Raw genomic sequence first — 25,248 nt, 5'->3', positions numbered from 1 at the left:
GGCAGGAAACTGCGCAAGACGACACGGCGAGTGATGAAGCTAACGCGGCCGCCCGCCGTCGTACGATTTGCGGGGCCGGAAGGGTGGTCCTTCCCCTTCCCGGAACGCGTCAGGCCGAATACCGTAATGCCTGTCCGCTCATTATTTGGAGGCTCCCATGCGCAAAGTCACCGCCGGCTTGTTCCACTCCGTGGACGGTGTGGTGTCCGAACCGTTCAAGTTCCAGTTCGACAGCTTCGACGCGGAGCTCGGCGAGGGCCTGGCCAGGATGATCAACGCCGTGGACACAGTGGTCCTGGGCCGGGTCAGCTACCAGGAGTGGGCCGGGTACTGGCCTACCGCCCCGCAGGACCAGGACTTCGCGGCGTTCATCAACCCCGTGGAAAAGTTCGTCGCATCGCGCACGCTGGCGGGGCCCTTGGAATGGGAAAACTCGCTTTTGATGGATGCACCGCTTGAGGATTTCGTGGCGGGCTTGAAGGAGCGTGACGGCGGCGAAATCGCCGTGTGCGGGAGCATCTCGGTGGTGCGGCAGCTGCTGTTCGCCGGACTGCTGGACTCGCTGCAGCTGATGACCCACCCGGTGGTTGCCGGCAGCGGGCGGCGGCTGTTCGAGGACGGCGACCCCCTGACCCGCCTGGTGCTGCAGGACCAGTCCACGACGAGCAAGGGCAACGTGCTGAGCACCTATGGGGTGCGAGCCGGCGATTAAGCGGCCAGCGGCGCGCCGAACAACTCCTCCGCGAGCCGGGCCAGATGGTCAGGGATGTCCGCCTCGGACGCGTGTTCGCCGCGGCCCAGGAAGACTGCGGTGCCACGGATCCCGTCAAGGTCCAGGCCGCATTCGTGCATCAGCTGCCCGGCGCGGAAGTTTGCCGGGAGGACCATGGTGCCGCTTTCAGCATTGAGGTAGACGTGCCAGTCACCGCGGATCACCGATTCCAGCGGGCCGCCCACCAGGGATTCAAGGGCCTTCAGGTCCGGGCCCACCTTCTCCAGGCGCATCGGCTCGGCATTGCCGGCCGGTACGACGAGTGCTGTGTAAGTTCTGGTGTCCATCGTTCGTGTCTCCACTGGGTTTAACACCTGTGGAGCTGGCGGTGTTCCCGGAGAAGCTACGCCCGCGCGGCCAATTCGGTGATGTCCCGGGGCGTGGTCCGGCAGCAGCCGCCCAGGATTCGTGCGCCTGCCTGCTGCCATTCACCGGCGCGGGCCGCAAGGCTTCCGGAGGCCCCTCCCCCGGCCGCACCGCCCCGGCCTTCGCTTGCCTGGCCCCAGGTCTTGGTTGCGGCATCGTAGGTCTCTCCCGAATTCGGGTAGACCACCAGGGGCTTGTCCGTATGCCGGCCCAGGGCGGTGAGTGCCGGGCCAACCAGGTCAAGCGGCACGCAGTTCACTCCTACCGCGGCAACGTGCGGCTGCCCGTCCACAAGCTGTGCCACAGCGGCCAGGGGCGTGCCGTCGCTGATGTGGCCGCCGTCGCGCAGGGAAAAGGAGAACCAGGTGTCGACGCCGTGTTCCCGGCTGAGTGCCAGCAAGGCCTCCGCCTCGGCGAAGGAAGGCAGCGTCTCGAATGCGAGGAAGTCCACGCCGGCCTTGACCAGTGCCGCTACCCGGGGCGCATGGAACTCCTCGAACTCCCCCGGAGTGAGGTTGTAGTCCCCCCGGTATTCCGAGCCGTCCGCGAGATAGGCGCCGTAGGGGCCCACAGAGCCCCCCACCAGCAGCGGCCCGGCGCCCGGATGCTCCATCAGGTGCTCCCGCCGGGCTTCATCCGCCAGCCCGACAGAAAGTTCCACCAGTTCAAGAGCTTCCTCCTCAGCCATTCCACGCGCCGCAAACCCCCGGGGCGTTGCCTGGTAGCTGGCGGTGGTGGCGATGTTCGCACCGGCCTCGAAGTAGTCGCGGTGCACGTCCCGGATGAGTGCCGGCTGCTCCAGCAGGACCTTGGCCGACCACAGGGGGTCATCCAGATTGCAGCCGCGCGCTTCCAGTTCGGTGGCGAGCGCACCGTCGGCAATCAAAGTACGACCGGACTCCAATGCGGCGGAAAGGGAAAAAGTGGGAGGCATGAGCTCACTATAGGCATGAACTCATGCTTTTACTGAGTGTTACCGCCGCCAGCAACTGCCCGCATCTGAGGGCCCGTTCGGATCGCTAGACTCACTTTTATGTCGAAGACCTCCAGCATGGGCCGTGGAGTGCAGGCCCTGCTAGCTGTTGGGGAACGCCATGCACGGGGGTTTCCCGGGGGCACGGCCGCCGAGGTCGCCGCCGATCTGGACCGGGACCGGAGCCAGGTATCCCGCAGCCTGCGGACCGGCGGGAAGGAAGGCTTCCTGGCCCGCACTGCGGCCCGCACCTACGTCCTGGACTGGTCGGTCTTCACCGACGCGCAGCTGCTGACCGAACGCCGGCTCCAGGCCGACGGCGCCACCGCCCTGGACGCCCTGGCCGCCGGAACCAACGAGGCGTGCTTCCTGGGTGTGCTGCGCGGTGACAGCACGGTGACCATCGGCGAGAGTGTCCCGGCCGGCAGCAACCTGGTGGGTTCATGGCTTGGCCGCCCTTATCCCGCCTACTGCAGTGACGCCGGCCAGGCGGTCCTGTGGGAGGCGCCGGAAGAGGAGGTCCGGAGCGTGTTTTCACAGGTCGTTTTCACGCGCCACGGGCCCAACACGCCTGCAAACGTGGATGAGTTCCTGGCGCGGCGGGAGGCCGCGCGCGTCCGCGGCTACTCGATCGTGGATGAAGAGGCAGAACCCGGGCTTTACTCCCTGGCCGTGCCGGTCCGCGACTTCAAGGGTGACGTGGTGGCGGCCCTGCAGATCGTCGGCATCAAGGACCGGCTGGAGCCGCGGCGGGAACCGTGCGCAGCCGCCCTGGTGGCCCAGGGATCCTGGCTCGAAGCTAGGCTCGGCTACCGGAGCTGAGCATCAGGTTCCGGGTGCACCGAGGCGCGTCGCGGAGGACGAAAGGACGGCTGCCGCCGCACCCAGATCCGCCCCGAACTCTCCCCGGCTGCCCAGCACGCTGAGCGCCCCCAGGATGGAACCGCCGGCATCCCGCACGGGCACGGCAAGCTCCACCACCCCGTGCTCAAACTCCTCATCGGCTGCGATGAACCCGGCAGCGCGGTCCCGCTCCATGAGATCCCAGATACCGTCGGTGGTGTGGGCAGCGCCGGGTCCGCCGATGCCGATGTAATTCACGTCCGCGAGCAGTTCCGCCAGGGCGGACCGGTCAAAGTCCCACAGCAGGGCCCTCCCGGCGCCGGTGCACCAGACGGGCGTGACCATGCCGGGCACCACGAAACTGCCGGGCACGGCTTCATTGCTCGAGGCGCGAAGCAGGATGACCCGGTAGCCGTCGCGGACCGAAAGCCGTGCTCGCACTCCCAGCCCGGCGACCAGCTCCTCAAGCAGCGGCTTCGCCTCCCGGACCCAGCCCGTATTCAGGGCGGCGGCCAGGCTGAAGAAGCGGGGGCCTGTCCGGAACGGCCCGCGGTCAAAGCGCTCCAGCAGGTCCAGGCCGCACAGCTCCTGGGCCAGGCGGGACACCCGGCTTTGCTCCATGCCAAGCTCCGCGGCGAGCTGCGAAACGCCCAGCGGCGCCTGCCCCCGCTTTTCCCGCTCCACCACGTGCCGCAGGATCCGCAGTCCCTGCGCCATCGAGGATGCCTCGGCGGTTGATTCCACGCTTTCCTGCCCTCCCGGCTGCCGACAACGGCCCCATTGTTCCACGGGCGCTGCTTGTTCCACCCAGGGCGCTGCCGTCGTCGTCCGTGCCCCGCTTACCGGACTGCCCGCGCTGCGCTGCGTCCGTGCCGGAAGTGGAAGTAGGCGTAGCAGGCCGCGACGAAGGGAATGCCGAAGTAGAGCGCCGCCGCCTGGGCCGGGTCGAGCGCAATGCCGACCAGGGAGATCACGCAAAGGGAGAACGCGAGGATGGGGACCAGCGGGAACAAGGGCGCCCGGTAGGCAAGGGTGGAGACGTCGCCGCCGTCGCGAATGAAGGCGCGGCGGTGGAAGTAGTGCGACGCGGCGATGGACATCCAGACACCCACCACGGCGAAGCCTGCCACCGAGACGAGGACCAGGTAGACGGTTTCAGGGGCCACCACGCTGCTGAGCAGGGAAGCGAGGCCGCCCACCATGCTCACGTAGAGGGCCACCATGGGAATGCCGCGGCGGTTCAGCTTCTTCAGGGCGCGTGGTGCCTGCCCTTCGTCCGCGAGTGAATACAGCATCCGGGCGCAGGAGTAGAGGCCGCTGTTTCCGGCGCACAGCAGGGCCGTGATGATGACGAAGTTCATGATGTCCGCAGCGAACGGCACGCCGATGGCGGAGAAGACAGTAACGAACGGGCTCTCGTCCAGCCCCACCTCCATGTAGGGGATGGTGGCGGCGATAACGGTAATAGCGCCCACGAAGAAGATCAGCAGCCGGATCACGGTGGTGCGCATGGCCTTGGGAATGGCGGTTGCAGGGTCCTTGGTTTCCCCGGCGGCGACGCCGATCAGTTCCGACCCGGAGAAGGCATAGAAGACGGCCAGGACCGTGACCAAAATGCCGGTGAATCCGTTGGGGAAGAGGCCCGATTCCGTGGCGAAGTTCTGGAGCAGGAATGGGTGGTTTCCGCCGCTGCTGAGCGGGTGGAAGCCGAACAGCGCCGCCCCGCCCAGGACGATCAGCCCGATGATGGCCGCCACCTTCACGATGGCGAACCAGAACTCGGCCTCGCCGAAGAACCGGGAGGAGACGGCGTTGAAACCAAAGAGGATGGCGGCAAAGACCAGGCACCAGACCCACACCTCAACGTCCGGGAACCAGCGCTGCATGAGGAGCCCGGACGCGGTGAACTCGGAGCCGATGGCCACGGCCCAGCACAGCCAGTACAGCCAGGCGGTGGCGAACCCCGTAGCCGGCCCGATGGAGCGGGCTGCATAGATGTGGAAGGCGCCGGACACGGGATAGGCGATGGCCAGTTCGCCCAGGCATGCCATCACCAGGTACACCACGAAGGCACCCACCAGGTACGCGATGACGGCACCAAGCGGCCCTGCCTGGGAGATGGTGTACCCCGAGCTGACGAAGAGGCCGGAGCCGATCACCCCGCCCATGGCGATCATGACCAGATGGCGCGGGCCCATGGAACGCCGCAGGGACGACTCCACGGGCTGCGGCGCTGCGGGCCGGGGATCGAGGGCAAGCGGGGGTGTGGGTTCCACGGGTCTCCAAACGAAGAAAAGCACGGTGTCAGTGCCGAAAGTAGCACGGCCGCCGAATTTAGCAGCATCAAAAGCATGGAAGCATGTTCATATTGCACGGCATTACGGCTGCGTCGGGGATCGAAGGTACGACGGCGGCACTTGGCCGGGCGACGTCGCGGTGCCTTCCCGTCGTGGCCGGGAAGGCGACCGGGTAAACTTGACCAGTCATGCGCTGTTCCTACTTTGATGCCGGCACCTGCCGCTCCTGCACCCAAATGGGCAGGCCGTACGGCGAACAGCTGGCCGGCAAGCACCTGCACTGCCAGACCCTCCTTGCCGGACACACGGACCTGGAGTGGCTGGAGCCCGTGGCCAGCCAGGAGTCCGGCTTCCGCAACAAGGCCAAGATGGTGATCGGCGGGACGGCACAGAACCCCACCATCGGCATCCTCGACGCCGACGGCCACGGCGTGGACCTGCGCAAATGCGGTGTCTGCTCCCCGGGCCTGCGCGCCGTCTTCCCGGTGTTGGCCACCTACATCCGCCGCCTCCGCCTGACGCCGTACAACGTCCCGAAACGGACCGGGGAACTCAAGCACGTCATCATCACCGAATCCCCGGCAGGTGAGATCATGCTCCGCCTGGTCCTCCGCTCCGAGCAGACCCTGCCGCGCATCCGGAAGCACCTCCCCGATCTCCTGGCCGACCTGCCGCAGGTCAAGGTGGTCTCCGTCAACCTGCTTCCGGAGCACAAGGCGGTGCTCGAAGGCGACCGCGAGATCCTGCTGACGGAGCAGTCCACCCTGGAGATGCGGGTCAATGACATCAACCTGCACCTCCGCCCGCAGAGCTTCTTCCAGACCAACACCGCCATGGCCGCGGCCCTGTACCGGCAGGGGCGGGAGTGGGTCAACGAACTGGCGCCGGCCTCGGTGTGGGACCTGTACTGCGGTGTGGGCGGCTTCGCCCTCCACAGCGCCGACCCGTCCCGCACGGTCACCGGCATTGAAGCCAGCAGCGAGGCCATCGTCTCGGCGCGGCTCAGCAGTGACGAGGCCGGCCTCGCGGGCATGGACTTCCAGGCCGGGGACGCCACCGCGTTCGCCCTCGCGGCGGAGCAGTCGCCGGAGCTGGTGATCGTGAACCCGCCCCGGCGCGGCATCGGCAAGGAGCTGTGCGGCTGGCTGGAAACCTCTGACGTGCAGCACGTGGTGTACTCCAGCTGCAACGCCCAGTCGCTGGCCCGCGACCTGGCCGCGCTCCCGTCCTTTACTGCCCGGCGGGCCCGGGTGCTGGACATGTTCCCGCAGACCACGCACTACGAAGTGATGGTGCTGCTGGAACGGACGGCCTAGCGCCGCCGGTTCCCGGGGTTCAAGTGCGGACGCGTTCGACGGCGGCCGCGCCGGCTTCCCGCCCGATCGACCGGAGGCCGGCCGCCACCCCCGCGGCGTCGGCGGCGGAGCGGTTCTGGCTCAGTTTCTCCTTCGCCTCGATCCGGGTGATCACCAGTTCCACACCCACAATCGCGCGCAGCTGCCCGGCGATGAACTTTTCCGGGGCGTCGTCCACGGCCCACGGATCCGCCCGGCCACCCTCATGCAGGCCGGTCAGGTGCCGGACATGCCGGGCCAGCCAGCCGGCGTCGTCATGGACCACCAGTTCGCCGTAAACATGTGCCGTGCTGTAGTTCCAAGTGGGGACCACCCGGCCGTGTTCGGCTTTTGAGGCGTACCACGACGGTGAGACGTAGTTATCGGGGCCCTGGATAATGGCCAGCGCTTCACCGGCTGGCGTGGTGGACCACTGCGGGTTGTTCCGGGCCATGTGCGCCTGGAGGGCGCCGTGCTCCCCCACGCCCGGATTGAAGGCGACGGGCAGCAGCGTTGCCAGCAGGCCGGCGTCGGTCATGGTCACCAGGTTGGCGGCGCCGGGATGGGCCAGGAGATTCCGGACGGCGTCGGGTTCGGCGGCGAAATGGGCGGGAATGTACACGGGAGTCCTTTCGGGGGTCAGGGGGTCTTGATCCGGGAGCGGACCGCAGCGCCGGCGCAGAGGATGACGGCAAGGGCGCCGATGGCGGTGGTCCACGTCAGTGCCTCGCCGAGCAGGAGTGCGGCCCAGCAGATACTCAGGACGGGCTGGAGCAGCTGGACCTGGCTCACCTGTGCCATGGGGCCGATGGCCAGCCCCCGGTACCAGGCGAAGAAGCCAAGGAACATGCTCACCACGGCAAGGTAGCCGAACGCCGCCCACTGGACTGGAGTGGCCGACGGCGGCTGGTCCTGGACGGATGCCGCGGCCAGGACCAGCATGGCCGGCGCGGCAAGGACCAGTGCCCAGGCAATGGTCTGCCACGAGCCGAGTTCCCTGGCCAGCAGGCCTCCCTCCGCATATCCGACGGCGGCGCACGCCACGGCGCCGAGCAGCAGGAGGTCCGCCCAGTGAAGGTGGCCGATACCGCCCGACTGCAGGAAGGCGAAGGAGATGGCCGCCAGGGAGCCAAGCACCGTGACGGCCCAGAAGGGCGCCGGTGGCCGCTCCCCCGTCCTGAGGACCGCGGCGGTGGCCGTGGCGGCGGGCAGGAGGGCAATCACCACGGCGCTGTGCCCGGCGGGCATGGCGGTAAGTGCATAGGACGTGAGCAGCGGAAAGCCCGCGACGACGCCGCCGGCCACGAGGGCAAGGCGCAGCCAGGCGCGTGGGCGCGGCAGCCGCTGCCGGGTGATCACGAGTGCTGCGGCGGCAAGGACGGCGGCCACCACTGCACGGCCGGAACCGATGAACAACGGCGGCAGGCCGGCGACGGCCACCTTGGTGAAGGGAACGGTGAAGGAGAAGGCCGCGACACCCACCAGGCCCCACCAGATCCCGGAGGACCGCCGGGGCAGTATCACTCGGCCCACCAGCACAGTAGCGCTACTATGTTCTTTCATGAACAACGATAGCAGTTCGCGGATCGTGGCGGCACTCCGGCAGTGGGTTGCGGGAGCGGCGCCGGGAGCCAGGCTGCCCTCCACCCGCTCGCTGGTGGCCGAGTACCAGGCCAGCCCGGTGACAGTCCAGAAAGCCCTCCAGGCGCTGGCCTCGCAGGGACTGATCGAAAGCCGCCCCGGCGTCGGGACGTTTGTCCGTGCCGTCCGCACCGCCCGCCCGTCGGACTACGGCTGGCAGACCGCGGCCCTGCGGTCCCCCTCATCTCCGCTGCCGCCGTCGTCGAACACCATGCGGAACGTCCCCGCCGACGCCATCTGGTTCCACTCCGGCTACCCGGACCGGGAGCTGTTGCCGGAGCGGCTGGTCCGGTCCGCGCTGGCCCGGGCCGCCCGCGGCGACGCGGCCCTGTCCCGGCCACCTGCCGCCGGCATGCCGGAACTGCAGCAGTGGTTCGCCCAGGAGCTCGGCTCCGCAACCCCGGTGGGGACCACGCCCCCGACGCCCAGTGAGGTGATCGTGCTGCCGGGCAGCCAGAGCGGACTCAGTTCCATCTTCCGGGCCCTGGTGGGCGCCGGGCAGCCGCTGCTCATCGAATCGCCGTCGTACTGGGGTGCCATCCTCGCCGCCGCCCAGACCGGGGTGCGGCTGGTCCCTGTGCCCACGGGGCGGGACGGCCCGGACCCTGCCGACGTTGACCGCGCCTTCACGGAGACCGGAGCGCGGGCGTTCTACGTACAGCCCAACTATTCCAACCCCACCGGCGCGCAGTGGGCGGCGGGCCGTGGCGACGAGATCCTTGACGTTGCCCGCAGGCACGGGGCGTTCCTGGTGGAGGACGACTGGGCCCACGACTTCGGCATCACGTCAAACCCCCTTCCGCTGGCCACGCGCGATGATTCCGGCCACGTGGTCTACATCCGGTCCTTGACCAAGAGCGTGTCCACGGCCATCCGAATCGCCGCCGTGATCGTGCGCGGGCCCGCGCGCGAACGCATCCTGGGCCACCGCGCCGCCGAGTCCATGTATGTCAGCGGGTTGCTGCAGGCGGCGGCACTGGACGTGGTAACGCAACCAGGGTGGCAGACCCACCTGCGGAGCCTCCGCCAGCAGCTCCAGTCCCGCCGCGACCTGCTGGCCGCCAGCATCCGGGAACACATCCCGCAGGCCCACATCGACAACCTGCCCAAAGGCGGGCTCAACCTGTGGGTGCGCCTCCCGGACACCACCGACCTTCCCCGGCTGGCGCGTGACTGCGAGGACGCCGGTGTGATCATCGCCGCCGGCACCGAGTGGTTTCCGGCCGAGCCCGCCGGAGCGTTCATCCGCCTCAACTACTCCGGCCCGAATCCGGGCGCCTATCCCGAAGGCGCCCGGATCATCGGCGAGGCCCTGGCCCGGAACAGCGGCTAGGGACCGGCCCCCTGCGCCAACCGGTCAGCGGGGCGCCGGCAGTCGTTCACCGGGCCGCCATTCCCGGTTCACTACCCATTAGTAACTTGAGAGCTCCTGTTGAGACCCCAACCTTAAGAGGCCCCCTCCATGAGCTCCACACCAAACCGGCGCGCCCTGACCCTGGCTGCGTCGTTGATAGTTGCCGCCTGCGCGGCCGCCGGCACTGCCGCAGCGCAGGCCAATGTCCCGGAGCAGGGCAGCAGCCCCGCCGACGGAATCCACCATGAAACCACCACGGAACTGGCCAACGCGTTCGACGCCGTCAGCCGCAACACCGCCTGGCAGCAGACGTCCAAGCTGAAACTGAACTTCCCGACGTACCACACCGAGGGAATCGCCTACAGCCAGGACCACATCTTCCTCTCGGCCGTGCAGATCCTCGAACCCACCGCCAAGTACCCCACTCCGCAGGGCGGGTACGACCGCACGCCCGGCAAGGGCATCGGCCACCTGTTCGTCATGGACAAGGCCGGCAACCTGCAAAAAGACATCACCTTGGGTGAGGGCGACATGTACCACCCCGGTGGCATCGACTTCGACGGGACCAACGTCTGGGTTCCCGTGGCCCAGTACCGGCCGGACAGCAGCGCCATCATCTACAAGGTTGATGCACAGACCCTGGACGTGCACAAGCAGTTCGAGGTCAAGGACCACTTCGGCGGCATTGCCTTGGACAAGCAGACCGGACACCTGGTGGGCAACACCTGGGGTTCCCGGCGGTTTGCCGAGTGGGACCTCCAGGGCAAGGAACTCGCCACCTGGGAGAACCCGAACTATTTCATTGACTACCAGGACTGCCAGTACGTGCCCAATGCGAAGATGCTCTGCGGCGGAGTGACCAACCTCCCCCAGACTCCCTCCGCCGGCGGCACGGCAGCCACCTATGAACTGGGCGGCATGGCAATGATCGACCTCAAGTCCCACGCCGTGACCCGCGAAGTCCCCTTCCAGCAGTGGTCCACCGCAGGGCACGCAGCCACCCGCAACCCGTTCAAAATGACCGCCGACGGCAACCACGTCAGCATGACGGTGGCCCCGGACAACGGCGATGAAGGCAACGGCACCGAGATCCTCACCTACGAGGCCGACGTCACCCCGGCCAAGTAGCAGCAGAGCCCTCCCTGCACCTGCCCCGTCCGGCGGCAGGTGCTCCCCTGAGCAGGAACGATTGGATACCCCATGCCTTATACGGCACCAAGATTCACCAGAAAAAGAGTCGCTGCGGCCACCGGCGCGGCCGTGCTGGCTGCTTCGGCAGTGACGGCCGGCCTGGTCGGCGTCAGCGCCGTCCCGGCCACCGCCGCCGGAACGCAGGACGCCACGGCCACTCCGATCAAGCACGTGGTTGTCCTCTTCCAGGAAAACGTGTCGTTCGACCACTACTTCGCTACCTACCCCAAGGCGGCAAACACCCCGGGCGAGACGCTGCAGGGTTCAGGATCCCCCGCCGCCTCCTTCACCGCTTCCGTGGACACTCCCAAGGACATCAATACCCTGGCCGGCGCCGGCCTGCTGGCGCCGAACAACCCCAACTCCGTCCAACCGGCACGGCTCTCCCCGATGCAGGCCGTCACCTGCGACCAGGACCACGGCTACAAGGCCGAGCAGAACGCCTACAACGGCGGCCTGATGGACAAGTTCGTCCAGTTCACCAGCCGCGACGCCTGCGGCACCAACCAGTACGGCCGGCCCGGCCTGACCATGGACTACTACGATGGGAACACGGTCACGGGCATCTGGAACTACGCCCAGAACTACGCCATGAGCGACAACCATTTCAGCACCGTTTTCGGCCCGTCCACCCCCGGCGCGCTGAACCTGATCTCCGGCCAGACCCACGGCGCCAAGGAATTCACTGCCACCGGCCAGCCCGTTGCCACGCCGGCCACGGGAAGCAGCGCGGTCCGCCAGCCCGATGCCAACGGCGTGGGAACGGTCATCAATGACCCGGACCCGGTCTACGATGACTGCTCCAACAACAGCCACGCCAAGGCCAACAACCTTGCGGGCATGACCGAACGGAACATCGGCGACCTGCTCAACGCCCAGGGCACCTCCTGGGGTTGGTTCCAGGGCGGCTTCGCCCCCACTACCGCTGCTGCCGGCAGCACCCCGGCATCATGCCTTGCCAGCCACACCAACGCCGCCGGCGCCTCCGTGGTTGACTACTCCCCGCACCACCAGCCCTTCCAGTACTACGCGTCCACCGCCAACCCGCACCACCTGGCGCCGGCATCGGACGCGGAGATCGGGCACGACGGCCAGGCCAACCACCAGTACGACCTGACCGACTTCAGCAAGGTGGTGGACAGCGACAACATGCCTGCCGTGTCCTTCCTCAAGGCCTCGGAATTCCAGGACGGCCATGCCGCCTACTCGGATCCGGTCGACGAGCAGAACTTCATCGCCAAAACCGTCAACCAGATCCAGCAGTCCAGGAACTGGGACAACACCGCCGTCGTCCTCGCCTATGACGACTCCGACGGCTGGTACGACCACGCCGCCGCGCAGCCCAAGAACGCCTCTGCCGGCACAGACGACGCCGCATGGTGCCAGAACGCCGCAGCGAACGGCGTCCCCGTGGCCGGCGGCTACGCAGACCGTTGCGGACCCGGCCCCCGCCAGCCGCTGGTGGTCATCTCCCCGTTCGCGAAGAAGAACTTCGTGGACCACACCGAAACCGACCAAGCCTCGATCCTGAAGTTCATCGAGGACAACTGGCACACCGGCCAGATCGGCGACTCCTCCGCCGATGCGACCGCCGGGTCAGTGGAAGCAATGTTCAACTTCCACCACGAACGCAACGACAAGGTCCTGCTCAACGAACAGACCGGTGCCGTCGCCTCCATCACCCACAACGGGCACCCCGCAGGGCAATGACATAACCCTCCCACAGCAGTCACGGCGGGAGCGCTGCCCGGCAGGAGCCGGGCAGCGCTTCTTTCTTTAGTGGCTCAAGATTTGCGCTTAATCCGTTCTCCGCCAGCAGGCGAAGCTACGCTGGCCGTGCCATCCGCATCCAGCACACGCCATTGGGGGACGCATGCCTGCCAACCGAGACTTTCCCTTGCCTTCCCGCGCGTACCGCAGGGACGGGACGCCTGCCGCGTCGGGGCCCTGGCAGGCGATATTGCGCGCGGGGGCCGCGGCCGCCGTCGTCCTCCTGCTGACCGGTTGCTCAACCCAGGCGTCACTGTCCATTGCCGCCGCCCCCGCCAGCGAATCAGCAGCGGCGACTCCTGCCGCGAAAGCGGCCGCAGACAAGGCCGCAGCCGACAAGGCCGCAGCCGATCAGGCGGCCGCGGCGAAAGCTGCGGCAGAGAAGGCTGCTGCTGAAAAAGCTGCAGCGGACAAGGATGCAGCGGACAGGGCTGTCGCGGACAAGGCCGCGGCGGAGGCTGCAGCCCGGCAAGCCGCCGAAACGAAGGCGGCGCAGGATGCGGCCGCTGTAAAGGCGGCAGCGGAAGCGGCCGCCAAGGCCGCTGCGCCTCCCGCACCGGCGGCGCAGCCGGTGCCGGGGACGAATCCGGGCTGCGACCCGAACTACTCAGGGTGCGTGCCAATCGCTTCCGATGTGGACTGCGCCGGTGGCAGCGGCAACGGGCCGGCGTACGTGCGCGGCCCCGTCCAGGTCATTGGCCGTGACATCTACGGCCTGGACGCGGACCACGATGGCGTGGGCTGCGAGCGGTAGGACCGCAGCGGCTCAGGCGGAGACTTTGACCAACTCTTCGCTCTTCTCCCACAGGCCCCGCGCCAGTTCGGCGTCGTAGGCCTGGGCGGAGGCCTTGGCCAGGGCGCGCTTGGCGTAGTAGGCGCCGGAGATCCAGTCCGTTCCTGCGGTGCCGTTGATGAGCCAGAGCATGGTGTCGGCACCCTGGTCCGGGCTGAGCATGAAGCGGTTCAGCAAGGTCGTGTAGGCGTGCCGCCACGGGCTCCCGGACTCCGCTGCGAAGTTGGTGCGGACCACGCCCGGGTGGAATGCCGCCGTCGTGATTCCCTGGTCATGGAAACGGCGGTGCAGTTCGGAAGTGAACAGGATGTTGGCGAGCTTGCCCGTACCGTAGGCGCGGTTGGTGCTGTAGCCGTACTCGGCGTTGAGGTCGAAGAGGTCGAGTTTGCCGAAGTTGTTGGCGGCGCTGGACGTGTTGATCACCTTGGCGTTGCTGGCAGTGAGGGTGTCCATGAGGAGGGTGGTCAGCAGGAACGGTGCCAGGTGGTTGACCTGGAACGTCGATTCGTTGCCGTCCACAGTGAGCGTCCGCTTGCCCATGATCCCGCCGGCGTTGTTTGCCAGGACGTCGATGCGCGGGTACTTTTCCTTGATTTTCGCCGCAAGGTCCCGGACCTGCGACAGCTGGGCGAAATCGGCCAGGTAGTAGTCGGCGCCGATGTCCCCGGCCAGGGCGCGGGTTTTCCCAGCGGAACGCCCCACCACGACCACCTGTTCCCCCGCCTTGGCAAGCGTCCGCGCGGCTGCGGCTCCGATGCCGTCGCTGGCGCCGGTAATCACGATGGTGCGGGGAGCAGTCACGGGGGTGTCCTTTGGTCGGCAGGCGGCGCGCCGGTATGGCACGCCAAGGGGGATAACGACGGCGGGACGGCGAGTGTTCCCGGACAGTAGCCTCCGGTGCCCGCGCGCCTGCGTCCGGAAAGGGCGGGGAGGGCACGCCGGCGCACCGGCACAAAGACGAAATGTCCTACTTATTCACTTTTGGGGTGTCATACGTCATACTTATTGCGGCGGCCACCAGTTTCGTTGGCTGCCCTACCCCATATCGAGGAAGCAACATGCAATCCCTTCTCCTTCCCGCCGCCACAGAGCCGTGGAACGGACACGACACCCAACTGGTCGTGGTCGCCGCCATCGGCATTGCGCTGATCGTATTCCTGATCGTCAAACTCAAGCTCCATCCCTTCCTGTCGCTGGTCCTCGGATCGGCGTTCGTCGGCCTCGCCTCCGGGGTTGAACTGGGGAAGGTCATCAGCAACTTCGAAGACGGCGTGGGGGGCACGCTGAAGGAAGTTGGCCTGCTGATCGCGCTCGGCGCCATGCTGGGCAAACTGTTGGCAGATTCCGGCGGCGCCAACCGCGTCGTGGACACCCTGCTCGGCAAGGTCTCCCCGAAGGTCCTCCCCTGGGCCATGGCCCTGGTCGCCGTCATCATCGGTTTGCCGATGTTCTTCGAGATCGGCCTCGTGCTGCTGCTGCCCGTCATCGTCCTGGTGGCCCAGCGGTCGGGCCGGAAGCTGATGCGCGTAGCCATCCCGGCCCTCGCCGGCCTCTCCGTCCTGCACGGCCTGGTCCCGCCGCACCCCGGTCCCCTCGTAGCCATCTCCAGCCTGAACGCCCCGTTGGGCATCACCCTGGCACTCGGGCTCCTGATCGCCATTCCCACGGTCATCATCTGCGGCCCGCTGTTCGCCATCTACGCTGCGCGCTGGGTCCCCGTGGATGCCCCGAAGGTAGCCGGCGGTATCGATACCGAACACACCCAGGCCGATCCTGACGCCAAGCGCCAGCCCACGTTCCTCATCACCCTGCTGACTATCGTCTTCCCTGTGGTGCTGATGCTCCTCAAGGCCGTGGTGGACATCGTCGACCCCAACGCCAAGAACCCGAGCGCTGCACGCGTCTTCTTTGACTTCATCGGTGAACCGCTGGTTGCCATGACCCTGGCGGTCCTGCTGGCCCTGGTGACGTTCGGCTACGCGGTCGGCTTCACCGGCACCAAAATCGGCGCCAAGATCGGCGCCTCCGTTGGGCCCATCGCAGCCGTGATCCTGATCGTGGGCGCAGGCGGCGGCTTCAAGCAGACCCTCATCGGGGCCGGAGTGGGCGATGCGGTTGCCAAATGGGCCACCGGAGCCAATATCTCCGTCCTGGTCCTGGGCTTCCTCATCGCGGTCGCCATCCGGCTCGCAACCGGGTCAGCCACCGTGGCAACCGTGACGGCGGCGGGCATCGTGGCGCCGCTGGCGGCCAGCCTCTCCCCCGGGCATGCAGGCCTGCTCGTCCTCGCTGTGGGCGCCGGTTCCCTGTTCCTCTCCCACGTGAACGATGCTGGTTTCTGGCTGGTCAAGGAACTCTTCGGCCTGACTGTTGGCCAGACCTTCAAGACCTGGTCCGTCATGGAAACCCTCATCTCCGTGGTCGGATTCGCCCTGGTCATGATCCTGTCCCTGGTGATCCCTTGATGGATGCCGCACAGACCCCCGAGTCCGTCCAGCAGCCGGTCCTGGTCGTCATGGGCGTGTCGGGCTCCGGTAAGTCCACGGTGGCAGGAATCCTGGCCGGCCAGCTCGGCTGGGACCTGGAGGAAGGCGACGACCTGCACCCGGCCGAAAACGTGGAAAAGATGGCGTCCGGCATTCCCTTGACCGACGAGGACCGTTGGCCGTGGCTGGACACGATTGCCTCGTGGATCATCGAACACACCATGGCAGGGATCCCCGGGATCATTACCTGCTCGGCGCTGAAGAAGACCTACCGGGACCGGCTTCGCGAGAAGAACGTCGTCTTCGTGCACCTGTCAGGTTCCAAGGAACAGATCGGCCGCCGGCTGACGGCGCGGATGGACCACTACATGCCCCCGTCCCTGCTTGATTCGCAGATCGCCACCCTCGAACCGCCGGGACCGGATGAGAACACCATCGTGGTGGACGTGGGGCGGACCCCCGCGGAGGAGGCCGCAGAGGTGGTCAGGCGGCTGGGGCTCTCCCCGGCTTCCGGTTCATCCGCACTGGGGCACCCCCACCCGGGTACGTCCTCCGTCGCAGGCCAGCCAGAGGACCCTGCCGGCGCATAGGCTTCTCCGCCCGGCAGGCTGTAACGCCACCGTGCCCGGCTGGGGCAAACGCTCCAGCCGGGCACGGAACCTGTTTCATTAATTGACGACGTGCACCTCGCCCACCATGCCCATGTAGTCATGGAGCGCGCAGATGTACTTGAAGGTTCCGGTTGCCTTAAACGTCACTTCGAATGACCCCTGTGGGGGAATAATTCCCGAGCTGAGGTCGCCGCCCGAGAAATGCCACGGGTCGCCGGACGGAGCGAAAATATTCGCCGGTTCGTTGCCGAAGGTCACGGTGTGTGGAGCACCCATACCGTTATTGACGAAGTTCACCTTTTCACCAACATGTACCGTCACGCTTGGCTGCACGAAGCGCATGACCATCGCCACGCCGTCGTCACCGCCCGCCATGACCTGATGGTTGCTGGCTTGTTCGGCCAGCGAGGCGTCGAGTTGCTGCCCATCGCGGATGATGGACCGCGCCTCGTCCCGTGCCTGCCTGTTGTAGTCACCCTGGTTGTAGGGATAATCCGTGCCCTGCTCGCGCACATGGACGGTTCCCTTCATCATCTTGCCGTGCACCAGGCAGTAGTAGGTGAAATCGCCCTCATGCGGGAACGTCAGGCTGTAGCTCCGAACACTTTTGAAGCCCGGCACGTCCACGTTGGCCATGATGCCCGAGTTGAAGTAATTCTTCCCGTCGTAGGAAGTTTCACCGACCGGTCCCAACTCATTGGGATCGAACGGATTGAAATCCTGCAGCGGCTGACCCGACGCCAGGAAGGTCACCGTATGGATCTCCGCGGAGTTTGCGTGCCACATAATGGTGTCCCGCTCATTGATGAAGATTTCCGAGGGAAGGAATGCCATCCCCTGGATCTCCTGGTCGTGGGATTCAGAACCCACCTGCACGTGCCAGGTCCGGTGCCCCCAGTCACCGGCCGCGGCCGGGCCGGCAAGCCCCAGTGAAGCGAGCAGTGCAACAGCGAATGCAACGATAAACGACAGTTTGTTGAATCTTCGAGTTATTCCCCGAGTGTGCTTCATAGCGATGCTTTCTCGAACTGCCATCGGCCAGAGGCGATAAGCAGCTGCAGCCAGTCCAACGCAGTGGACAACTGGCCAGACGGGCCGCTGTTTTCGGAGTGAAGGTGCCGGCTGCCGATGCCGGGGAGCGCGGGCAGCTGGTGCCGGCCGACTTACGTGCCGGACATGCACCACCCCATCTGGTGCCGCGTCATTGGAGATTTCCAAACGCCGCCGTGGGCGTGGGATTGGCACGCTGCGTACGTACGCACATTACAGAATGCTCCTTCAACCGTCCTTTGTCGAGGAGGAAATATTTCCCAGATCCTGGCCGTCGCGCAAAAGAAAAGCAGGGCCCGCCGTTGAACGGCAAGCCCTGCTTGGAAACCTAACGGTCCCGGATCCCTAGGAAATTAGAGAGCCTGGATGTTGGTGGCCTGGGGACCCTTGGGGCCCTGCTCGGTGTCGAAGGAAACCTTCTGGTTCTCTTCGAGGGAGCGGAAGCCGGAGGAGTTGATCGCGGAGTAGTGCGCGAAAACGTCCTGCGAGGAGTCGTCCGGGGAGATGAAGCCGAAGCCCTTTTCAGCGTTAAACCATTTGACGGTACCAGTAGCCATTATTTTGTCCTTCGTGAAGGTGGAGGGAACGTCCCGACTTTCGGGCCCTCCGGCGTGGGGTGTTCAAAAACCGCTACTTCAGAAGAACACGGACTTTCGACCGCGCGTACTGCCTGAACTACCAACTGCATAAACACAACAACAGGTCCTACACTACAGGAGATTTGACGCTCGCCTAATTGCATGCCTGCCGGGCCCGGCTCACGCCTCCGTCGCGCCCTGCAGCGCAGGGCTGTAACGGGTGTACCCGGGCCGGAGCCGCACCGATCGCGGGCCCACCATGGCGATGTCTTCCCACAGCACCAGGAATGACCCGCGGTGACGCCAGCGGAGGATCTGGGCCACCAGCCGGGGCCGCATGAGGCCGTTCCGGTCGTAGCCCATGAAGGAGGCCGTGCTGTGCGGGCCGATGACCAGCCCAAGCAGGCGCGGCTCCGCCATCAGCTGGTGCGGGGTGCCGTCCAGGACGAACCGGACGTCTGCCACCCGGCCCAGCCTCCCGCCGTCGGCGTCCAGGACGGGGGTGCCCAGCAGGTCACCGAGGATCATGGCGGCCTCCCGGAATGCGCGCAATGATCTTGTCCCGGACCCACCGCTCCACCCAGCTCGCATCCAGCGGCTCCCCGCTGATGCCAAGCCGCAGCACCACGCCCACCTCCGCTATGTCTTTCCACGGGATGCGGATCAGCCGGGACGACGGCGGCCTGCCGCCGAAAATGCGTGTACCCAGAACCGGCCCGGTCAGCAGCGACTTAAGGACAGGCGCGGCCGTCCCGGGCTCGATGGCCTCATCCACCGCTGGGCCGCTCAGTTCAAGGTCGTCGACGGTGGTGACCGGAACGCCGTTGTGGTCCAGAACCTGCCGGTCCAGCAGGTGCAGCTGGGCGTCCAGGACGCGCCCGGCCACTTTCGGGGCGGGAGGCAGCGGGTCGTGCGACGATGTCATGAGCCGGCTCCTGTCACGATCATGAGGGGGATGGCGGCGATGGAGGCCACCAGGATGATCACCAGGTAGACCATGCCCAGCCCGTTGACCACCCGCCCGTTCACGTGCTCGCGCATGTACTGGGGGTCGTTGGCCACAATGAGGATGGGCAGGTAGGTAAGGGGCAGCGCGATCGCGGAAAACACCACCGAGTACTCGGTCACCAGGACCGGATCCACGCCGGTAGCCAGAACCGCGATGCCCACCAGCAGGCACACGATCATGGACAGGTGGAAGCGGGCGGCCTCGGCTGGACGGCGGAACTTGCCCCAGGACCAGCCGAAGAACTGGGCCAGGGTGTAGCCGCTGGAGAGGGTGGTTTCCAGGGCTGCGCCGAAAGTCGCCGCCACGATCCCCACCAGGACCAGCGCCAGGCCGACCTTCCCCGCGCCCTCGGCCACAGGCAGGATCACCTGGGACAGCGACGTCACCGAAATGCCGGCGGGCAGCAGGACGACGGCGGCGCACGCGGCGATGGAGACGGACAGCAGGCCACCCAGCGGGAATCCGATGAGGACGTTGATCCTCTCCTGGAGCAGGTCCTTCACCGTCCACCCCTCCTCCACAGCGCCGGAGGAGAAGAAGAAGACCTCATACGGGGTCATGGCCGCGCCGAACAGGGCGATGGCGTAGTAGCTGTAGGTCCACACCGTTTCCTGCGCCGGCACGGCGGGCGACAGCTGCCCTGCCAGCGAGCCCCAGTCCGGCTTCAGCAGGAACAGTGCCACGGCAAAGATGACCAAGGTCAGCCCCAGCAGGCCCGTGACGTTCTCCATGACGGTGAACCGGACGCGCCAGACCACCAGCCACACGGCCAGCGCCGCCACAGGAATCCACAGCAGGTAGTACACGCTGCTGGCCAGCTGCAGGGCCAGGGCTACGCCGCCGATCTCCGCGGTCACGGTCATCAGGTTGATCAGGAAGGACGCCGCCAAGTTGGCCAGCCCGGCCCGCGCGCCCAGCCGTTCGCGGATCACTTCAAAGGTGGCCCGGCCGGAGGCCGCAGCCACCCGGCCGGACATGTTGGCGAACAGGCAGATCCCTACGACGCCGACGGCCACCACCCACACCAGGGACAGGCCAAATCGGGATCCGACGACGGCGTTGGTCACCAGGTCCCCGATGTCCACAAAGCCGCCGATGGCGGTGAGGACCCCGAGTGCGACGCCGAGGAGCCGCTTCACGGTTCAGCCTTCATGGTGACCCCACCTTGCCTTCGAGTTGCTTGAGGGCGTCCTGCGCGCCGGCGAGCGCCTTGTCCCCGTCGGACACGGAGGGGGTGCCGCCGTCGCCCGCTGCCAAAGCCGCGCGCGCCGTGGCAAAGCCCGCGGCGCACTGGTCCAGTACGTCCAGTGCCTGCTTCTGGGTTTCGCGGTCCTCCGCGGTGGCCGGGGAGAGCTTCAGGACGGTGCTTCGGCTGGACTGGAGTTCCTTGAGCTCGTCATCGAGCGTGGTGGAGGTGGCGGCACGGGCCAGCTTGCCGTCCATGTCCTGGCGGAGCGCGATCCGGGCGGTGGCGACGGCAGAGGAACTGTCCTTGACGGCTGTGGACACCGACTGGCTGGTGCCGCCGCTGCAGCCGGTGAGGAGGGCCACCGCCAGGACGGCGGGCGTGGCAAGGGCCAGGGAACCCAGGTATGTCCGGCCCGGCCGCGTGTTGCGTCCTGCCGGCCCCGGAGCTGGAGTTGCCAGCACCGTTGCCTCCAACCTTCCGGGAAATCCCGGGTCCTCGGAATCCGCCCTTTTCGCGAGGCAGCCGCAATTAGTTGCCTATGGTCAGGTATAGCACCGGCCGGGGAAGTTTGACCTGCTCAAAGCGGGATTTGTTCCCGGGAAGTGGCCTCCGGCAACGGCCCCTCGACCCCACCGCCAAACGGGCATATCCTGCATCCAGATCCTGCGGACAAACCCTGCCAACGGGAGGCAAAGCCATGGAGATGCCCAAGGCGACCGAGGAAGAAAAAGAGCGGTTCCGCCGCGTGGTCCCCGACCACCCCGGGGTGGTGGTCAAACCCATGTTCGGCAACCTGGGAGCGTTCGTCAACGGCAACATGTTCGCCGGGCTGTTCGGGTCCACCATTGGCGTGAAGCTCTCCCGCGAGGACAAGGAACTGCTGGAGTCCTCCGAACGCACCATGCCGTTTGGACCCGCGGAGAGGCCCATGGGCGGGTACACCGGCCTGCCCGAGGTGTGGAATGAAGAGGGCGACGGCGACGACACCCGGGCGCGGGCATGGGCCGAGAAGGCTCTGGCGTACGTCGGCTCCCTGCCGGCCAAGGAGCCCAAGGCGCCGAAGGCACGGGCACCCCGGACAGCCGGCTGACCGTGTCCGCCCCCGCTGCCTCCCGCGAGGCGACCCACACCGTGGTGGTGGGCGCCGGCCAGGCGGGCCTGGCCACCAGCTACTGGCTGGCGCAGCGCGGCGTCGAGCACGTGGTCCTCGAACGGAGGGACGCCCTGGGCGGGGCCTGGCAGGACCGGTGGGACTCCTTCTACCTGAACACCCCCAATTTCTCGGTCACGGCGCCTGGAAAGTCCTACGACGGGACCGAACCGGACGGCTTCATTTCCCGGGATGCCACCATCGATTTCTTCCGCCGCTACGCGCAGCACATCAACGCCCCGGTGCAGCTGCGCACGGAAGTCACCAGGATTTCGCCCACGGATACCGGCTTCACCGTGGAGACGGGCCAAGGCAGCTGGTCCGCCCGCAACGTTGTCCTGGCCAGCGGTGCGTTCCAGCGCCCGCGCATGCCGGCCGCCGTCGGCATCTCCCCCGCCGTCCTCCAAATGCACAGCCATGAGTACCGCAACCCCGCCCAACTGCCGGACGGGGCGGTGCTGGTGGTGGGGACGGGGCAGTCCGGTGGCCAGATCACCGAGGATCTGCTCGACGCCGGGCGGACCGTGCACCTGTCAGTTTCCTCGTGTCCCGAGGCGCCCCGGCGGTACCGCGGCCAGGACATTTTCCGCTGGATCATGGCGGTGAACATCCACGGACCGGAGTACGGAATCAACGCGCTCCAGGTGCATGGACTGCCTTCCCCGGCCGGGCGGTTCATGTGCAACCCGCTCCTGTCCGGCAACGGGGGCGGCCACAGCGTGCACCTGCGGGGATTGGGGCGCCGCGGAGTCAGGCTGCACGGCCGCTTTGAGGGAGTGGACGCGGGCGCGCTGGTGTTCACCGACGACCTCCCCCAGCGCCTGGCCCTGGTGGAAGCCGGGTTCCGGCAGCGGCTCGGGATGCTGTCCGACGCTTACATCAGGGCGGCCGGGCTGGACGCGCCGGAGGCCGACGTCCCGGAGGAGGACCCCTGGCTGCCTGCGGACACCGGCGCCCGCCTGGACCTGGCTGCGGAAGGGATCACCTCCGTCATTTGGTGCACCGGCTATGGCCTGGACTTCGCCATGCTGGACCTTCCCCTCCTGGATGAGTGGGGCTACCCCCGCCACGCCAAGGGCGTCACTGAGCACCCGGGCGTCTACGCCGTCGGACTCCCCTGGCTGACGCGGCACATCTCCGCCACCCTGGTGGGCGTGGGTCCGGACGCCGAGCACGTATCCGAACATCTGGCGGCGCGCGGCTGACGCGCCGCCCCTGGAGGTCTTTGCCGTGGAACCGTACCGCGTGATCCTGCTGCCCGGCAGCGTGCTGCCCGCCGGTCCCGCCTATGGCGCGCTGCTGGGAGCCCTGGGGGAAAGCGCTGATGCCCTGGCCAAGGACCTGGAGCTCTACCAGGATGACGCGCCACCGCCTGGTTGGAGCCTGGACACCGAAGGGGACGGCATGCTCCGCGAGGCCGACGCCCGCGGCTGGGACAGCTTCCACCTGCTGGGCTATTCCGGCGGCGGCGCAGCGGCCCTGGCGCTCACTGCCCGGCACCCGGAACGCCTGCTGAGCGTGGCCCTGCTGGAGCCGGCCTGGGCCGGCACCTGGGACTGGAGCCCGGAGCACACGCGGCTGTGGCACCGGTACGGGGAACTGGCTGCCCTGCCGCCGGAGGAGTTCATGGCGTCCTTCATGCGGCTGCAGGTGAAGCCCGACGCCGTCCTGCCGCCTCCGCCGCCCGGCCCGCCACCGCCGTGGATGGCCAAGAGGCCGGGCGGCATCAGCGCCTTCCTGCACGCGTTCGAAACGTATGACCTGGACCGCGGCCGTCTGGCTGCCTTCGACAAGCCGGTGCTCTTCGTACTGGGCGGCATGAGCAGCCCGGATGAGCAGGGGGACAACGCCGGCCGCCTGTCCCGCGTCTTCGCCGATTACCGGCTGGAGGTGTTTCCCGGGCGGCACCACTTCGATCCCCCGCACCGTGCGGAACCCGGGCGGGTCGCCGCGCTGCTGCGGGCGCACTGGGACCGGGCGGAGGCGCAGGTGGAACGCCGCACCGGTGCGCCCTGAGCCAGCCTAAGCTGGGTGCCATGGACACAGCCACGGATGCCCCGGATTCCCTGGGCTCCCGCGCCGGCGAGGCAGTACGGACGCTGACGCCCGGCTACTTCGCCCTCACGATGGCCAGCGGGATCATCTCCGTGGGCCTCGAACTCGAGGGCTTCCACGCGCTTTCCGTGGCGCTCCTGGTGGTCTGCGCGCTCTCCTACGTCCTGATCCTCGCCCTCAGCCTGCTCCGCCTGGCAAAGTTCGCCGCCGACATGCGTACTGACTTCATGGATCCCGGGCGGGCCTTCGGATTCTTCACCTTCATCGCCGGAACAAACGTACTGGGGGCGCGGCTTGGCATGGCGGGATGGCAGGGCACGACGGCGGTCCTGCTTGCCGTCGCCGTGCTGGCCTGGGTGGTGCTCGGCTACGTCGTGCCCTGGACTGCGGTGCTTGGCCGGTCAGAGCGGCCCGTGGTCAAGGATGCGAACGGTTCCTGGTTTATCTGGTGCGTGGCCAGCCAGTCCGTGGCGGTTGCCGCAGCGTCGATCGAGCCTCTTGCCGGGCCGGACTGGCGGGCCGCCCTGGCGCTCGTCGCCGTCGTCGCCTGGTCCGTGGGACTGATCCTCTACGCGGCCGTGGGGATCTTTGTCTCGCTGCGGCTCATGACCTACCCCATCCGGCCGGAGGACCTGCGCCCGCAGTACTTCGTGGCCATGGGCGCCATGGCCATCAGCGTCCTGGCAGGCGCCCGGATCGTGGAGATGGCGGGCGCACCCATGGTGGACGCAACGCGGGGGCTGGTGGCCGGGGCTTCGGTGGTGTTCTGGTCGTTTGCCTCCTGGCTTTTCCCCGTGCTCCTTGCGGCGGGGTGGTGGCGCCATATGGTCCACCGGGTGCCGTTGTCCTACGAGCCGGGCCTGTGGAGCGTCATCTTCCCCCTGGGCATGTATGCCGTGGCCGGGATCTACCTTGGCCGCGCGGACCAGCTGCCCCTGGTGGCGGCGATCGGCCGCGCCGAATTGTGGCTGGCAGTTGCGGCCTTCCTGGCCACCCTCGCCGCCATGCTCTGGCACCTGTGGGCCACGCTGCTTGCGCCGGTTGTCCGCGGGGCCGGCCGTTAACCTGCCCGCGTTCCCGGGCCGTGGGCCTTCTGCCGTCCGTCGCGGTGGGCGAGGTAGGCGTAGACCATGAGGGCGAGCCCAGCGAGGATCATCACCGCGGGGAAGGCAACGTCCACCGGGATGAGCAGCGCCGTCGCCTGGAGGATGAAGATCAGGCCCATGACGGCGAGGATGCCGGCCGGGATCAGCGGCCATCTCATCCGGTCGGCGTGGCCGCCGGCCTCGTCCGCGGTGTGGACCGGGACCACTGACAGCACCCCGAAAGTGGCGGCCAGGCCCAGGAAGAGGATGGCGGCGGTGGGCGTGCCCTGCAGTTGCGGCGGGAGGGCCACGATGAGCGCCAGCGTTAACATGACGCCGGAAGGGATCAGGGCCCACCAGTTGCTGCGTTCGCGCACGTAGACGGCCGCGAATCCGGCTGCCATGGAAAGGAACAGGAAAGCAGCGCCCCAGGCACCCCCTGTGAGCTGGGTGGCGGTGACTACTGCTGCCAGGCCAAGGAACACGGACCCGGGGATGGCCGCCCACCAGTTTTCCCGGCGGCGGACGAACAGGGACAGGAACAGAACCCCCACGGCTGCGAAGATCAGCGGTGCCGTGAATGCGGCGGTGTCCATGACGCCCAGCCGGTCAAGGAGCAACAGCACGCCCAGGGCAATGAGGATCACGCCCGCAATGACGCTTGTGTTTGCAGATTTCACCGTGTGCCTCCCGGTTCCGGC

Annotated in this window: 27 protein-coding genes; 13 read left to right on the top strand and 14 right to left on the bottom strand. The window is 67.4% G+C overall.

Annotated elements, in window-relative coordinates:
* Positions 1-157 precede the first annotated feature (157 nt).
* The gene (locus tag AC1DIP_RS19450; RefSeq protein ID WP_477734755.1) at positions 158-712 is read left to right on the top strand and encodes a dihydrofolate reductase family protein; all 555 of its coding nucleotides are present in this window, start codon (positions 158-160) and stop codon (positions 710-712) included.
* On the opposite strand, the gene AC1DIP_RS19445 is transcribed toward AC1DIP_RS19450, so the two are convergent.
* The gene (locus AC1DIP_RS19445) at positions 709-1,059 is read right to left on the bottom strand and encodes a DUF3846 domain-containing protein (protein WP_476209871.1); all 351 of its coding nucleotides are present in this window, start codon (positions 1,057-1,059) and stop codon (positions 709-711) included. The genes AC1DIP_RS19450 and AC1DIP_RS19445 overlap by 4 nt on opposite strands.
* Before the next feature lie 56 nt (positions 1,060-1,115).
* Positions 1,116-2,072 carry a homocysteine S-methyltransferase gene (mmuM, locus tag AC1DIP_RS19440; protein ID WP_477734754.1) on the bottom strand — a complete coding sequence of 319 codons (957 nt, stop codon included), beginning with the start codon at positions 2,070-2,072 and terminating at the stop codon, positions 1,116-1,118.
* A gap of 99 nt (positions 2,073-2,171) precedes the next feature.
* On the opposite strand from mmuM, the gene AC1DIP_RS19435 reads away from it, so the two are divergent.
* Positions 2,172-2,933 carry an IclR family transcriptional regulator gene (locus AC1DIP_RS19435; RefSeq protein WP_477734753.1) on the top strand — a complete coding sequence of 254 codons (762 nt, stop codon included), beginning with the start codon at positions 2,172-2,174 and terminating at the stop codon, positions 2,931-2,933.
* Positions 2,934-2,936: 3 nt separating this feature from the next.
* Here AC1DIP_RS19435 and AC1DIP_RS19430 read toward each other — a convergent pair whose 3' ends face one another.
* Positions 2,937-3,698, bottom strand: a complete 762-nt coding sequence (locus tag AC1DIP_RS19430; protein WP_477734752.1) for an IclR family transcriptional regulator — start codon at positions 3,696-3,698, stop codon at positions 2,937-2,939.
* A 95-nt stretch (positions 3,699-3,793) separates the two neighbouring features.
* Positions 3,794-5,230, bottom strand: a complete 1,437-nt coding sequence (locus AC1DIP_RS19425) for an amino acid permease (protein WP_477734751.1) — start codon at positions 5,228-5,230, stop codon at positions 3,794-3,796.
* 209 nt (positions 5,231-5,439) lie between these two features.
* Here AC1DIP_RS19425 and rlmC point away from each other — a divergent pair, with 209 nt between their 5' ends.
* Positions 5,440-6,567: a 23S rRNA (uracil(747)-C(5))-methyltransferase RlmC gene (rlmC, locus tag AC1DIP_RS19420; protein WP_476209863.1), complete on the top strand. Its 1,128-nt coding sequence runs from the start codon at positions 5,440-5,442 to the stop codon at positions 6,565-6,567.
* Between the two features lie 19 nt (positions 6,568-6,586).
* Here the strand turns inward: rlmC and AC1DIP_RS19415 are convergent, their stop codons facing one another.
* Both AC1DIP_RS19415 and AC1DIP_RS19410 read right to left on the bottom strand, forming a co-directional pair.
* Positions 6,587-7,207 (bottom strand): FMN-binding negative transcriptional regulator, encoded by a 621-nt coding sequence (locus AC1DIP_RS19415; protein WP_477734750.1) that lies wholly within the window; start codon positions 7,205-7,207, stop codon positions 6,587-6,589.
* 17 nt (positions 7,208-7,224) lie between these two features.
* The gene (locus tag AC1DIP_RS19410) at positions 7,225-8,148 is read right to left on the bottom strand and encodes a DMT family transporter (RefSeq protein ID WP_477734749.1); all 924 of its coding nucleotides are present in this window, start codon (positions 8,146-8,148) and stop codon (positions 7,225-7,227) included.
* On the opposite strand from AC1DIP_RS19410, the gene AC1DIP_RS19405 reads away from it, so the two are divergent.
* From AC1DIP_RS19405 to AC1DIP_RS19390, 4 genes are all read left to right on the top strand, one after another.
* On the top strand, positions 8,147-9,559 hold the full coding sequence (locus AC1DIP_RS19405; protein ID WP_477734748.1) for an aminotransferase-like domain-containing protein: 1,413 nt from the start codon (positions 8,147-8,149) through the stop codon (positions 9,557-9,559). The genes AC1DIP_RS19410 and AC1DIP_RS19405 overlap by 2 nt on opposite strands.
* A 129-nt stretch (positions 9,560-9,688) precedes the next feature.
* A complete protein-coding gene (locus tag AC1DIP_RS19400) occupies positions 9,689-10,708 on the top strand; it encodes a DUF6454 family protein (protein WP_477734747.1) in 1,020 nt (339 codons plus the stop codon).
* 72 nt (positions 10,709-10,780) lie between these two features.
* The gene (locus tag AC1DIP_RS19395) at positions 10,781-12,481 is read left to right on the top strand and encodes a phospholipase C (RefSeq protein WP_477734746.1); all 1,701 of its coding nucleotides are present in this window, start codon (positions 10,781-10,783) and stop codon (positions 12,479-12,481) included.
* A gap of 163 nt (positions 12,482-12,644) precedes the next feature.
* Entirely contained in the window at positions 12,645-13,295 is a 651-nt protein-coding gene (locus tag AC1DIP_RS19390) for a hypothetical protein (RefSeq protein WP_477734745.1), read from the top strand.
* Positions 13,296-13,307: 12 nt separating this feature from the next.
* Here the strand turns inward: AC1DIP_RS19390 and AC1DIP_RS19385 are convergent, their stop codons facing one another.
* Positions 13,308-14,135: an SDR family NAD(P)-dependent oxidoreductase gene (locus AC1DIP_RS19385; RefSeq protein WP_477734744.1), complete on the bottom strand. Its 828-nt coding sequence runs from the start codon at positions 14,133-14,135 to the stop codon at positions 13,308-13,310.
* Between the two features lie 257 nt (positions 14,136-14,392).
* Here AC1DIP_RS19385 and AC1DIP_RS19380 point away from each other — a divergent pair, with 257 nt between their 5' ends.
* On the top strand, positions 14,393-15,799 hold the full coding sequence (locus AC1DIP_RS19380; protein ID WP_477734743.1) for a GntT/GntP/DsdX family permease: 1,407 nt from the start codon (positions 14,393-14,395) through the stop codon (positions 15,797-15,799).
* Complete coding sequence (locus AC1DIP_RS19375) at positions 15,799-16,410, top strand: gluconokinase (RefSeq protein WP_477734742.1); 612 nt, start codon at positions 15,799-15,801, stop codon at positions 16,408-16,410. The genes AC1DIP_RS19380 and AC1DIP_RS19375 overlap by 1 nt, the downstream gene beginning before the upstream one ends.
* Before the next feature lie 78 nt (positions 16,411-16,488).
* Here AC1DIP_RS19375 and AC1DIP_RS19370 read toward each other — a convergent pair whose 3' ends face one another.
* The 6 genes from AC1DIP_RS19370 to AC1DIP_RS19345 form a co-directional block, all read right to left on the bottom strand.
* On the bottom strand, positions 16,489-17,442 hold the full coding sequence (locus AC1DIP_RS19370; protein WP_477734741.1) for a plastocyanin/azurin family copper-binding protein: 954 nt from the start codon (positions 17,440-17,442) through the stop codon (positions 16,489-16,491).
* Positions 17,443-17,834: 392 nt separating this feature from the next.
* A complete protein-coding gene (locus AC1DIP_RS19365; RefSeq protein WP_015936345.1) occupies positions 17,835-18,038 on the bottom strand; it encodes a cold-shock protein in 204 nt (67 codons plus the stop codon).
* A gap of 201 nt (positions 18,039-18,239) precedes the next feature.
* Positions 18,240-18,587, bottom strand: coding sequence for a PRC-barrel domain-containing protein (locus tag AC1DIP_RS19360; RefSeq protein ID WP_476209845.1), 348 nt, complete (start codon positions 18,585-18,587; stop codon positions 18,240-18,242).
* Positions 18,574-18,984, bottom strand: coding sequence for a hypothetical protein (locus AC1DIP_RS19355; RefSeq protein WP_476209844.1), 411 nt, complete (start codon positions 18,982-18,984; stop codon positions 18,574-18,576). The genes AC1DIP_RS19360 and AC1DIP_RS19355 overlap by 14 nt, the downstream gene beginning before the upstream one ends.
* Entirely contained in the window at positions 18,981-20,207 is a 1,227-nt protein-coding gene (locus tag AC1DIP_RS19350; protein ID WP_476209842.1) for an Nramp family divalent metal transporter, read from the bottom strand. The genes AC1DIP_RS19355 and AC1DIP_RS19350 overlap by 4 nt, the downstream gene beginning before the upstream one ends.
* A 10-nt stretch (positions 20,208-20,217) precedes the next feature.
* On the bottom strand, positions 20,218-20,718 hold the full coding sequence (locus AC1DIP_RS19345; RefSeq protein WP_476209840.1) for a hypothetical protein: 501 nt from the start codon (positions 20,716-20,718) through the stop codon (positions 20,218-20,220).
* A 236-nt stretch (positions 20,719-20,954) separates the two neighbouring features.
* Between AC1DIP_RS19345 and AC1DIP_RS19340 the strand changes: the two genes are divergently transcribed.
* From AC1DIP_RS19340 to AC1DIP_RS19325, 4 genes are read left to right on the top strand one after another with little or no spacing between them, the layout of a single operon-like run.
* The gene (locus tag AC1DIP_RS19340; protein WP_477734740.1) at positions 20,955-21,347 is read left to right on the top strand and encodes a TfoX/Sxy family protein; all 393 of its coding nucleotides are present in this window, start codon (positions 20,955-20,957) and stop codon (positions 21,345-21,347) included.
* A 2-nt stretch (positions 21,348-21,349) separates the two neighbouring features.
* Positions 21,350-22,612 carry a flavin-containing monooxygenase gene (locus AC1DIP_RS19335; protein ID WP_477734739.1) on the top strand — a complete coding sequence of 421 codons (1,263 nt, stop codon included), beginning with the start codon at positions 21,350-21,352 and terminating at the stop codon, positions 22,610-22,612.
* A 25-nt stretch (positions 22,613-22,637) separates the two neighbouring features.
* Positions 22,638-23,423 (top strand): alpha/beta fold hydrolase, encoded by a 786-nt coding sequence (locus AC1DIP_RS19330; protein WP_477734738.1) that lies wholly within the window; start codon positions 22,638-22,640, stop codon positions 23,421-23,423.
* Between the two features lie 20 nt (positions 23,424-23,443).
* A complete protein-coding gene (locus AC1DIP_RS19325) occupies positions 23,444-24,526 on the top strand; it encodes a tellurite resistance/C4-dicarboxylate transporter family protein (RefSeq protein ID WP_477734737.1) in 1,083 nt (360 codons plus the stop codon).
* Here AC1DIP_RS19325 and AC1DIP_RS19320 read toward each other — a convergent pair.
* Positions 24,523-25,227, bottom strand: a complete 705-nt coding sequence (locus AC1DIP_RS19320; protein ID WP_477734736.1) for a hypothetical protein — start codon at positions 25,225-25,227, stop codon at positions 24,523-24,525. The two genes, AC1DIP_RS19325 and AC1DIP_RS19320, sit on opposite strands and share 4 nt — an antisense overlap.
* Positions 25,228-25,248: the final 21 nt, after the last annotated feature.

This window comes from Pseudarthrobacter sp. 05T312 (assembly GCF_056396685.1).
The sequence above is the reverse complement of the archived record's forward strand: the minus strand, read 5'-3'. Positions and strand labels throughout refer to the sequence as shown.